Origin of the sequence: Microcoleus sp. B7-D4, assembly GCF_036705125.1 — a bacterium.
In the GTDB taxonomy this organism is placed as follows: Bacteria; Cyanobacteriota; Cyanobacteriia; order Cyanobacteriales; family Microcoleaceae; genus Microcoleus.
Genome location: NZ_JAUBTT010000132.1, coordinates 6,157 through 18,207, shown reverse-complemented (window position 1 = coordinate 18,207; position 12,051 = coordinate 6,157). Strand labels below are relative to the sequence as shown.

The 12,051-nt window shown below is 44.8% G+C and carries 9 protein-coding genes; 8 read left to right on the top strand and 1 reads right to left on the bottom strand.

Annotated features, from left to right (window positions below; genetic code table 11):
• Positions 1–262: 262 nt before the first annotated feature.
• The 7 genes from QUB12_RS33505 to QUB12_RS33475 all read left to right on the top strand — a co-directional run bounded on the left by QUB12_RS33505 (position 263) and on the right by QUB12_RS33475 (position 9,358).
• Positions 263–532: a FitA-like ribbon-helix-helix domain-containing protein gene (locus tag QUB12_RS33505; protein ID WP_333138559.1), complete on the top strand. Its 270-nt coding sequence runs from the start codon at positions 263–265 to the stop codon at positions 530–532.
• A 227-nt stretch (positions 533–759) separates the two neighbouring features.
• Complete coding sequence (locus QUB12_RS33500) at positions 760–1,086, top strand: DUF433 domain-containing protein (protein ID WP_333138556.1); 327 nt, start codon at positions 760–762, stop codon at positions 1,084–1,086.
• Between the two features lie 193 nt (positions 1,087–1,279).
• Entirely contained in the window at positions 1,280–2,203 is a 924-nt protein-coding gene (locus QUB12_RS33495) for a hypothetical protein (RefSeq protein WP_333138554.1), read from the top strand.
• A gap of 83 nt (positions 2,204–2,286) precedes the next feature.
• Positions 2,287–5,262, top strand: coding sequence for an L-glutamate gamma-semialdehyde dehydrogenase (pruA, locus tag QUB12_RS33490; RefSeq protein ID WP_333138552.1), 2,976 nt, complete (start codon positions 2,287–2,289; stop codon positions 5,260–5,262).
• 191 nt (positions 5,263–5,453) lie between these two features.
• Positions 5,454–6,998 (top strand): glycosyltransferase family 39 protein, encoded by a 1,545-nt coding sequence (locus tag QUB12_RS33485; RefSeq protein ID WP_333138550.1) that lies wholly within the window; start codon positions 5,454–5,456, stop codon positions 6,996–6,998.
• A gap of 36 nt (positions 6,999–7,034) precedes the next feature.
• Complete coding sequence (locus QUB12_RS33480) at positions 7,035–8,705, top strand: glycosyltransferase family 39 protein (protein WP_333310506.1); 1,671 nt, start codon at positions 7,035–7,037, stop codon at positions 8,703–8,705.
• 173 nt (positions 8,706–8,878) lie between these two features.
• Positions 8,879–9,358 (top strand): hypothetical protein, encoded by a 480-nt coding sequence (locus QUB12_RS33475; protein WP_333101727.1) that lies wholly within the window; start codon positions 8,879–8,881, stop codon positions 9,356–9,358.
• 271 nt (positions 9,359–9,629) lie between these two features.
• Here QUB12_RS33475 and QUB12_RS33470 read toward each other — a convergent pair whose 3' ends face one another.
• Positions 9,630–11,675: a S8 family serine peptidase gene (locus QUB12_RS33470; RefSeq protein WP_333138546.1), complete on the bottom strand. Its 2,046-nt coding sequence runs from the start codon at positions 11,673–11,675 to the stop codon at positions 9,630–9,632.
• A gap of 182 nt (positions 11,676–11,857) precedes the next feature.
• On the opposite strand from QUB12_RS33470, the gene QUB12_RS33465 reads away from it, so the two are divergent.
• On the top strand, positions 11,858–12,051 hold a 194-nt coding region (locus QUB12_RS33465; RefSeq protein WP_333146621.1), incomplete at its 3' end, for a hypothetical protein.

The window sequence follows — 12,051 nt, the reverse complement described above, 5'->3', positions numbered from 1 at the left end:
CTGAGTTTCATCTATTTTTTAACCAATGTAAATACCCCCTTGACAATTTACCCATCACCTTAACTTGTCACTAATGCTGTTCCACAAGAAAATCTACTCTTTGTGGAACGGGCATCTTGCCCGTTCTTGAGAATGGTGCAAGATGTGAGCTGTAACGAACAATCTCGTAAACCCGCCCCCACCCAACAGTAAATCTCAATATACCTCCTAAACCCGCATTCCTATGCTAATATTTAGGAAAACTATGCTAGGAGTTTAACAGATGGCTACCCTACAAATAGAAAATATACCAGAGGAATTGTATACGAGGCTGCAAGAGTTAGCCGCGGCTCAAAACCTCTCGATTACCGCGTTTGCGATCGCCATTTTAGAAGCCGAGTTGTCAACACAGACAAAACCCCTCTCAGGAAAAAATAAAAACTCTGTAACAGAAATATTGGCAGAAATCAGCCACCGTCGCGAGTCTCGTCCGGCGAATATGGGGATGATACTAGATAGTACCGCTTTAATTAGAGAGGAGCGCGACAAATAATATCTTGCACCATTTTTATGAACAGGCAAGATGCCTGTTCCACACAAGTACCATTTTTATCAACAGGCAAGATGCCTGTTCCACACAAGTACCATTTTTATGAACAGGCAAGATGCCTGTTCCACACAAGTACCATTTTATTGTCGGGTGGTTTATTTTTACCAGTAAAAAGCTCGATCGCTATAATAGAGATACGACCTTCCCAGCAGCCAAACTCCTGATTAACTATGACACTAAAAGAATTAGAACCGCAACTGCTTTCCCTGAGTCCGCCCGAGAAAGCTCAAGCAATACAGATATTAGCTCAAAGTTTAGCCAACACCTGGCAGGGAATTGAAAAAACTCCCGGTGTAGTCGGCGGTAATGCCAGGATTGCAGGGACTAGAATTTCTGTTTGGGGATTGGTAGAGTCTCGTCGATTAGGTGCAACTGATGCTCAACTTTTAGAAGATTATCCGCATCTTAGTGCTAGCGACTTGAAAAATGCCTGGGCTTATGCTGAAGCATTTCCTGACGAGATTGAAGCAGTAATTAAGTTGAACAATATAGACTAATATCATGGCAGGTTTGTATGCAGATGAACTATCTTCCTTCTAACTTTTGCCTAACCCTCGATAATTAATCCGTGTATCCGTGTCAAACTCTCTTAGAGTGCCTTCTTCCTTCTGCTAGATAATTTCAGTGCAGGCGATCGCACCAGTAACGTAAAATGTCTAAAAGCGGTCTTTGTAAAATAATTTTAGCCCCATGAGCGACGAACAGGAAAAAAAACAAATTTTGACTCAGCACCCGGAAATAATTTCCCCTAGCAGCGATGAGTTCGAGCGCAGTGAAATTGCCAGGGCTGATTCAACTTCCGCATCAGCAGAAACTACCGCAGAAATTGGCGCGCCCGAAGATATTTCAGCGCCAATCGACGCAGCCGAAACAATTCCCGTTACCGCCGATAGTACGCCGGAAACAACTCAAATTACAAGTGATCCGCATCCAACAATTCCAACTGCCAACCCCGAACCCAAACCAGCTCGCTCGTGGCAAATCTTAGCAGTTTTTCTCAGCGGAATCTTAGTCGGTTCCGTCCTTAGTCTCGGCAGTTTGCTAGCGTGGAGAATGTATCAGGAAAGAGCGAACCTTCAAATCAAACTACCCGCTGACGTACCCCTCCCCGAAAGCCCTCCGCCTGTCGCCACAGCGCCCGTCAACCGTCGGCCCGGACTTCCCCCAGCCCCTGGAAATGGACGGCCCGCCACATTCCCTCCGTCGCCCCGTCCCACTCAAATCCCCTCTCTGTCTGGTGTTCCGCAACTTGCTTCGCCGTTGCCTTCTCCTTTGCCGTTGCCTTCTCCAACTCCAACTCCCGCTGCGGTTGAAACCCCTGTAACCGAGCGAGTTTACTTTCAAGCTGGTGCTACGGGAACTACTCTAAGCAGTAGTTTGCGAGCCAACATATCCAGGCGCTACTTACTGGAGTGCAATAGCGGCCAAAGCATGACAATAAATGTTCAAGAAGGTCAAGTTAGCGCAGCAATTATTGCTCCTAACGGTGAAAAGTTAGGTACTGCTGATAGCACAGGTCAGTGGCAAGGTCAATTAGCCAGTAGCGGCGATTATACTATTGAAATTTCAGGCGATCGCCAAGCAAACTACCAAGTTAAAATTGAAGTCAAATAGCAACTATAATTGTATCAGGGGGTAGTTACAAAATACATAAGCCCCCCTGTTGCCAAATACAAATTACCAATTACTTATTACCAATGGTCGCACAAATATCTCCAAGTATCTACGAAGCAAAAACCCAAGAAATTGCCAAAGAAATCCTGAAGGCAACTCAAGACAAAAAGCGATCTTTTTTCGGTCAACTCCAAGACCAAATGCGGTGGGACGACAAACTGATGGATTGGGCGATGGCCAGCCCCGGACTGCGGGTGCAATTGTTTCGATTCATTGACTGTTTGCCGGCACTCCGCAGCAAGCCGGAAATTGCCCGCCACTTGCAAGAATACCTGACCGCTGAAGAGGTAGAATTGCCCGAAGCTTTGAAAAAATTGCTCAATTTTACTAACGCTGAGTCGATTCCTGGACAATTGGCCGCGACGACGGTTGCGCCTGCGGTGGAAACTTTGGCGCACAAGTATATTTCTGGGGAAAATATCAAGCAGGTAGTTAAAACTTTAGAGCGGCTTCGCAAAGATAAAATGGGTTTTACAGTTGACCTTTTGGGGGAAGCTGTTATCACTGAAACTGAGGCGCAAATTTATCTTAACCGCTATTTGGAATTGATGGAGGAACTAGCGAAGGCAGCGAAGAATTGGCCGCAGGTAGATGCAATTGACAAAGCTGACGGCGAAACTCTGCCGCGAGTGCAAGTATCCGTAAAGTTAACGGCTTTTTATTCTCAGTTTGACCCTTTGGATGCTAAAGGTAGTGAGGAGAAAGTAAGCGAGAGAATTCGCATTTTACTGCGTCGCGCGAAGGAGTTGGGCGCTGCTGTTCATTTTGACATGGAACAGTATGCTTACAAAAGTTTAACTCTGACAATTCTCAAAGACTTATTGTTAGAGGAAGAGTTTCGCAGTCGCACGGATATTGGAATTACATTGCAAGCATATTTGCGCGACAGTGCCCAAGATTTGCGAAACCTGATTTCCTGGGCAAAAAAACGCGGAAATCCGGTAACTGTGCGGCTGGTAAAAGGTGCTTACTGGGATCAGGAAACTATCAAAGCCATGCAGAAAGATTGGCCGCAGCCGGTCTACAATGACAAAGTTGCTACCGATGCCAATTTCGAGCAGATGACGCAGTTGCTGTTAGAAAATCACGAATATTTGTATGCAGCTATTGGCAGTCATAATGTACGATCGCAAGCGAGGGCGATCGCCATTGCCGAGACTCTCAATATACCGCGCCGCCGCTTTGAAATGCAAGTGCTGTACGGCATGGGCGACAAATTGGCTAAGCTTTTGGTCGATCGGGGTTATCGCGTCCGAGTCTACTGCCCCTACGGCGATTTGCTGCCGGGAATGGCTTATTTGATCCGCCGTTTGCTGGAAAATACCGCCAACAGTTCTTTCATCCGGCAAAGTTCCGAAGAAATGCCGATCGAACAATTGTTAGCCGCACCAGTTGCTAGTGGAAATGACCAGCTAGTTTACAGCAAAGTATTTCCCAACGTTGCCGATACCGACTACGCCAATACCAAATTGCGGCAACAAGCAGAAACAGCCATCAAATCAGTGCGCGCCAACTTAGGTAAAACCTATTTACCGCTAATCAATGGCGAGTACCAAAATACTGAAGCAACAGTTAACTCACTCAACCCTTCCAATCCCACAGAAGTAGTCGGCACCATCGGATTGATTTCCGAAGAACAGGCCAAACAAGCCCTTGAAGCAGCAAAAGCAGCCTTCACCAGTTGGCGAAAAACCCCCGTCCGACAGCGCGCCGGCGTCCTCCGCAAAGCCGCAGAATTGATGGAACAGCGGCGGCACGAACTATCAGCTTGGATGGTGTTTGAAGTCGGCAAACCAGTCAGAGAATGCGATGCAGAAGTCTCCGAAGCTATTGATTTTTGTCGCTACTACGCCGATGAAATGGAACGGTTGGAACAAGGGAAAAATTACGATATTCCCGGAGAAACTAACCGCTACAGCTATCAGCCGCGCGGCATTTCTTTAATCATTTCACCTTGGAATTTCCCCCTCGCAATTCCCGTCGGCATGACAGTTGCATCGCTGGTTGCAGGTAATTGTACTTTGCTCAAACCTGCGGAAGTTTCCTCAGTAATTGCAGCGAAAATAGCTGAAATATTGCTAGAAGCCGGAATCCCCAAAGGCGTATTTCAATACGTGCCTTGCAAAGGTTCAACGGTGGGCGCTTACATGGTGAAACATCCTGACGTTCACATGATTACTTTCACGGGTTCTCAGGAAGTTGGCTGTCGGATTTATGCCGATGCTGCGATTTTGCAGCCTGGACAAAAACACCTGAAACGAGTAATTGCGGAAATGGGCGGCAAGAATGCAATTATTGTCGATGAAAGTGCGGATTTAGACCAAGCAGTTGCAGGCGTAGTTTATTCGGCATTTGGATACAGTGGCCAAAAATGTTCCGCTTGTTCGCGAGTAATTGTGGTCGAATCGGTGTACGATAATTTTGTGGCAAGATTGGTAGAAGCGACGCGATCGCTCAATGTCGGCCCTGCAGAAAATCCCGGCACTCAAGTCGGCCCTGTGATCGATGCAAATGCCCATTCGCGCATCCGCGAATACATCGAAACAGGTCGCGCCGAAGCTAAAATAGCTTTAGAAATGCCGGCACCAGAAACCGGTTATTTTGTCGGCCCAGTCATTGTTACCGAAGTATCGCCCACAGCCACTATCGCCCAAGAAGAAATTTTCGGCCCGGTTTTGTCGGTGATTCGGGCTCATAATTTCAGCGAAGCGATTGCGATTGCTAACGGCACGAATTTTGCTTTAACCGGCGGATTGTATTCTCGCACGCCTTCGCATATCGATCGAGCCGCATCCGATTTTGAAGTCGGAAACCTGTACATCAATCGCGGAATTACCGGCGCTGTGGTATCGCGGCAACCCTTCGGAGGATTCAAACTTTCGGGAGTTGGTTCTAAAGCTGGTGGCCCGGATTATTTGCTGCAATTCCTCGAACCCCGCACCATAACCGAAAATATTCAGCGGCAGGGTTTTGCACCGATTGAAGGAGTGGATGATTAATCTCAAATTCGTTTGATTAAGATTTGATACCCGACTTCTTAAAGAAGTCGGGTCTATGCTATCATGGTTCCAAAAAGTCGGGGGCACCTATTCTGTTGTTCTAATTGAATTTACTTAAAATGGAATATAGAAAAAATGGTACTCGTCTAAATTCTCACAATCCTTCACTTGACAAGTGGGTGAGATTTTTAATGATAGTTATATTAGTCATGGGTATATTTTTTCGTTTCGCCAATCTCGACAAAAAAGTTTACTGGCTAGACGAAGGTTACACTTCTCTGCGGATTTCGGGTTATACAGAATCGGAATTTGTTCAAGAGTTTGGTGACGGTCAAATCAAGGAAATAAAAAGTCTACAAAAGTATCAGCGGATAAATGCAGATAAAAGCGTTTTTGACACCGTAAAAGGATTGGCAATAGAAGAATCTCAACTTACTCCCCTGTACTTTGTAGCAGTGAGATTTTGGGTGCAACTGTTTGGAGATTCAATCGCAGTAACTAGAAGTTTGTCGGCGGTTTTTAGCGTGCTGGCATTACCTTGTATGTATTGGCTATGCTTAGAATTATTTGAGTCATCGGTGACAGCTTGGTTAGCAGTTGTCATAATAGCTGTATCGCCTTTTCAGGTAGTTTATGCTCAGGAAGCTCGACCTTACAGTTTGTTTGTCATGTTAATTTTACTGTCAAGCGCGGTCTTGCTACGAGGAATGCGCCTAAAAACTAATAGTAGTTGGGCAATTTATGCTGTAACATTAGTAGTTGGGTTTTATTCTCACCTCTTATTTGGAATAGTTGCAATAGGACATGGAATCTATGTATTAATTATCGAAAAATTCCGGTTTAACAAGACGGTAATTGGCTATTTGCTAGCATCAATAGCAGGATTGATTGCTCTGTGTCCTTGGATGATAGCTTTTATAAAAAATTCGGGCAATGCCACTGATAAAACATCTTGGCTGTCTCTGAGAAGACCTGTTTCCGACTTGATGAAAAGTTGGGTATTGAACATTAGCAATCAATTTTTTGATGTGGGATTTTACTGGGAGTTGCCACGACCCTATTTGATATCTACTCTGCCAGTTATTTTAATGATTTTAATAATGGTCGGGTATTCTTTTTATTTACTTGTCAGTAAAACAGAAAGGCGAGTTTGGTTGTTTGTTGTGACCTTAACGTTCGTGATAGTAGGGATTTTATTACCAGCGGACTTAATTAGGGGAGGGATTCGCTCGGTCAACACTCGTTACATGATTCCCTGTTATTTAGGAATCCAGATATCTGTTGCTTATCTTTTTACTCAAGTTCAAGTTACAGCCCAATTACAAAAGCTGTGGAGATTAGCTCTAGTTGTTCTGCTCTCAATTGGAATTGCGTCTTGCTGCCTCTATGTGTCTGCAGATAATTGGTGGAATAAATCTGGCTCTCTTCTTAACGTTTCGATCGCCCGCACAATCAACTCAGCTTCTAAGCCATTAATCATAACAGACTTTTCAGAGTATATTGTATGGGATATCGGCAATTTACTCAGTCTGAGTCACAAACTCGATCCCAAAGCTAAATTATTACTAATGTCACCTACAAATAATCTTGACATACCGGAAAATTTTGACGAGATATTTTTGTACAGTCTTTCTCCCGAATTAAAGACCAAAATTGCCCAAAGTAATCAATATAAAATACAAACAATTTATGCAGAAAATGACGAAATTATCCTAGGCAAAATAGTCACTAAATGATGTTTTATATAGTAACAGCACTTGAGTTTGTTTAAAATGGAATCTACCAAAGATCGCGATCGACTCAATTCTCACAACCCTTCACTTGACAAGTGGCTGCGATTTTTAATTATAGCCGTATTAGTCATAGGTGTTTTATTTCGCTTCGCCAATCTAGATCGCAAATTTTACTGGCTCGACGAAACATATACTTCTTTGAGAGTTTCTGGCTACACCGAAGCCGAAATAATCACAGAAATTTCGTACCAGAAAATAACCTCGCCCTCGGATTTACAAAAATATCAGCAGATAAATTCAGAACACAATTTAACTGACACGCTACATTCTTTAGCAACAGAAGACCCCCAACACCCGCCGCTGTATTACATACTAGCGCGACATTGGGCGCAATGGTTCGGCAGTTCTGTTACAGCAATGAGAAGTTTGGCCGCCGTGATTAGCCTGCTAGTATTTCCCGCAATTTATTGGCTGGCTTGGGAGTTATTTGAATCTTCAGCCGTAGCGTGGATGGCGATCGCACTTTTCGCAATTTCTCCCTACCACATCTTGTTTGCCCAAGAAGCGAGACAGTACAGTTTGTGGACATTAACTACTATTTTATCCAGTGCAGCCCTACTGCGAGCCACGCGCCCTGACAAAAATCAAAATGCTCTCGCCCTTGTGTCTCACTGGGCACTGTACGCAGTCACAGCAGCAATGGGATTTTACACCCACTTGTTATTTGTCTGCGTCGCCGCCGCCCATGCAATCTACATCGCAATCATTGCCAACTGGCGGGATATTAAAACATTTATTGCCTATTATGTAGCAGTTGTAGTAGCATTAATTGCCTCCATCCCTCCCCTGATAAATTCTTTAGAAAACTTCAATCAAATTAGAAGCACAACAGCATGGACAGAACAAACAAATTTCTTAAGATTAGTCAGCAGGTGGGTTGGTTCCGTCACCATAGCATTTTTTGATCTTGGCATCGATGGAACTGCCAACGCCACCCAACTAGCCTTGGTAATTCCAGTTGGGATCATAATTCTAGCTTTAGTCGGCTATGCCCTTTATTATCTATGCCGACAAACACCAAAGCGAGTGTGGTTGATTGTATTGTTATTAATTGCAACCACTGCTTTATTTTTGGCAGTCCCTGATATAATCAAGGGTGGAAGGCGATCGGCAAATCCGCGCTATTTAGTTCCTTGTTATGTGGGAATTCAGCTAGCAGTGGCTTACCTGCTGTCTGCGAAAATTAGTAGCAATTTGGAGAACTTCAAACAGCAAAAACTGTGGAAAATAGTTATAGTTGCCGTTTTTTCCGCAGGTATTATATCCGGTGGAGTTAGTTCTCAAGCAGATATTTGGTGGAATAAAGGCAGCGGTTGGTTGCGTACCTTGGAAGTAGCTGGGACTGTCAATCAAGCCAGCAATCCCCTAATTATCAGCGATGCCAATATCGCACATATCATGCCTTTAAGTTATTACCTAGAACCAAAAGTCAAACTGCTAATAGAACCCCGCTGTTACACTTCTTGCTACAAAAATCGAGAATTGGCAAAGAAAAAACCCCAACCCCCGCAAATTCCCGGCGGTTTCAGCGAGTTGTTTTTATACAGACCGTCCTCTACTTTGCGATCGGCAATTCAGCAACAAAACTATCAAATAGATCCGGCTGACACTGATGTCGATCTTAATTTGTGGAAACTTACCCAAAAATAATCTAAAACATTAAGGCAAAAAACACGGGTTTGGTGCAAAAAAATGTCTTGTTCACTGCGACATATTAACCATAAACGGCCTTTGTGGAAGTATGTCGCAAGTAGAGTTCGATAGGTTGGCTTTTCGTGGTAAGCTAAAAGTTAAGAATAAAAAAATAACATCAAAAATCTCAAATGACAGTCACTGAAACCTCCAACATTCGTAAGCTGCTGTGCGATCCAGACTTAGGGCTGATTCCTCACCTAGAAAAGTGCCTGAAAGATTTGCACTCATCTGCGATCGCCAGTGGAGAGAAATTCAAGGTAGAACCTTACGATATAGAACTCAAAAGCTGCCACACCCAGAAGCATCCCAACGACCAAAAACCCCTCGTCACCCAGTCAGTGTTAATAAAAGTTCCCCTGACTGGGAAAGTTCAAGACAAGATGCACCTATATCTGATCGCAACTGAGTTGCAGAACCAAATCGACGTTAAAATTATCGACTGGAGTGCCTTAGAACGCCGCCAATACGACATTCAGGGCATCCCCTTAAAGCAGCCGATCACCAAAATTGACGGGCAGATGAATTACGAGTTAGTATTCGATCGACCAACCTACTGCTGCATCACCCTGTGTCGCCAATTTGACTTAACTTACGCCGCCAATTTTTAATTTGGCTTGTAGGGGCGGGTTTCACCAACAATATTTAGGTTAATTAACAATCTATAAAACCCGCCCCTATCCCACGGTAAACCCCTTGTACATTTTTCGCATTCAATACAAATCAATGTTGATGTAAATTGTTAGTTGTGTGGCGGCGGGTTTATGTATATTGTTAGTAGAAATTCGATATTGTTGGTGAAACCCGCCCCTACGAAATCTGGTAACAGTATGTCAATCCCATTACCAATTCCCAATTACTAATTACCAATTATCAATTAATTCAAACCGCTCGATTCGCAGTTTCCGCAAGAATCCTCTTAATATCAGCAGGAGTCAGACTCGGATTAGCTTGCAACATCAAAGCTATCACGCCGGATACTTGTGGCACTGCCATTGAAGTACCTGCAAAATATCGATAGGGAATCCCCGGTTGAGAAAGCGGCACAGTTGAATAAACATCACCAGAATCCGCCCTGCCGCCATCGCCGCCCGGAGCAACAAAATAATTAATAGTCTCCGTACCCGCCCGGTTAGAATACTCCCCAAACAAGCCATTTCGGGTAACACCACCGACAGCAATTCCTACCTCATTGGCAAACCGAGCCGGATAATCTACTTGTGGGCGAGCATCATTTCCCGCCGCCGAAATCACGATCGCGCCTTGAGCTTCAGCCGCTCGAATAGCATCCAATTCTTGAGCATTCAACTGTTGACCGCCCAAACTCACATTGATTATCTTCGCTCCATTTGCCACCGCATAATTAATCGCATTAATTTCATCCCGAATTTTACCTACCCCTGCCCGATCGAGTATTTTCAAAGGCATAATCTTCGCAGTCGGAGCCGTTCCAGTAATCCCAACCCCATCTTTTTTCGCAGCAACTAAACCCGATATATGAGTGCCGTGATTGTTATCATCCATCGGGTCATTATCGTTATTGACAAAATCCCATCCTCGGAAATCGTCAACAAACCCATTGTTGTCATCATCAACCCCGTTGCTAGCTTTATTGCGACCGATCGCATCAACGCCGGTTTCCCCCGCATTGCTCCAAATATTCCCCGTCAAATCCGGGTGATTGTAGTCAACTCCGCTGTCGATAACTGCCACCACAATTCCGTCTCCAGTCAACCCCTGGGCCCAAACTTCTGGAGCTTTAATTAAATCTCTGCCCCACTCGTCGCCGCCCAAATCGGGAACATCAGGAAAAGTTGCAGTACCTTGAGCTTTAGCAACTGCCGCCGCTGCATTCACCAAACCGAACCCAAAACGAGAGTCAAAACCTTGCAAGTTGCTCGCATTGTTAGGAGAAACAGTTGCAGGGGTTGCAGACAGATTGAGGGTGAAATCTGTACTGCCTTGGTATTGATAAACTCGAACAAAGTAAGTTCCTGCGTCTAAACCATTGATATCGATCGACTCCGGCGATAAATCCAATTCTTGAGAAGAACCAATAATGTCGGTGAAGTCAATAGAATTGTCGCCGTTAAGATCTTTAATTAGAGCAACATCAACATCCGCCGTCAAACCGCTAACAGTTAATTTAAAGTCGCTAGTTGCAGGCAAAGTAAAGCGGTAAAGGCCGTCTGGCCGGGCCTTGCTAAGCGAGTCTGCGATTGTTTGAGTGCCGCCCAAAACGCCTAAATCGCGAGCTTGATCCAGTTGGTTGCCCAATACGGTAGTTGCAGAGATGAATGTATCGGCGAGGTCTTGTGGAGATGCGTTGGCTACCAAGCCTAAAATAGCATTGGATTGGCGAATTTTAATTAATGTATTGGAAATACCCGGGGCGATCGATATTTCTTCGAGAATTAAGTCAGCTTCGGTAAGATTGTCAGTCAGTCCGATCGAATCCACAAAACTGTTAAAGTCAGTAATAACGTCTGCAGCCGCCGGATCGGAGACTGCGGAGTTGCTGCGGAGGACAAAGGTATCTGGGCCCAAACCCCCTGTCAGCGTATCTTTGCCACCATCCCCCACTAAAACGTCGCTGCCAGAGTCACCGTTGAGGGCGTCATCTCCCTTACCTCCCTGCAAGGTATCGCTGCCGGCATCGCCAAACAAGATGTCGCTGCTGACACCACCGTTAAGTACATCGTTGTCTGCACCCCCTAACAGCGTATCGGAATTGCCACCGCCGAGAATGCGATCGTTACCATTATCACCGCTAATTATTTCGGCATCCGACGAACCGACAATAAAATCGTTGCCGCCGAGGGCAAAAAATCCGTTAGGATAAGGAGTCACAAAGCCCGGAGTCAAGGCGAAACTATTGGGGCTATCATCTAAAAGATAGGAAAGACCGTCAGGGCTCGGGCCGGGCATAGAAATGTACTCCTAGTGAGGTATATCGATCTAAATTTTAGATTTTAAATTTAAGTTTGTGGTTAAAAACGCCCTAAATAGTCTGTAATGCGCGCATTACAGACAGTCTGTAGAGGTCTGCATAGGTTAGGTTAAACTGAGATGTTCCACCCTTCTCAATTACTTGTTTAGGAACAGGCAAGATGCCTGTTCCACAAGAAAATTCATCTTTTGTGGAACGGGCATCTTGCCCGTTCTTGACAAGCTTTCCGGCCTGTTCCACAAAAATGTTGAGTTATTGTGGAACCAACAGGCAAGATGCCTGTTCCACAAAAATGTTGAGTTATTGTGGAACCAACAGGCAAGATGCCTGTTCCACAAAAATGTTGAGTTATTG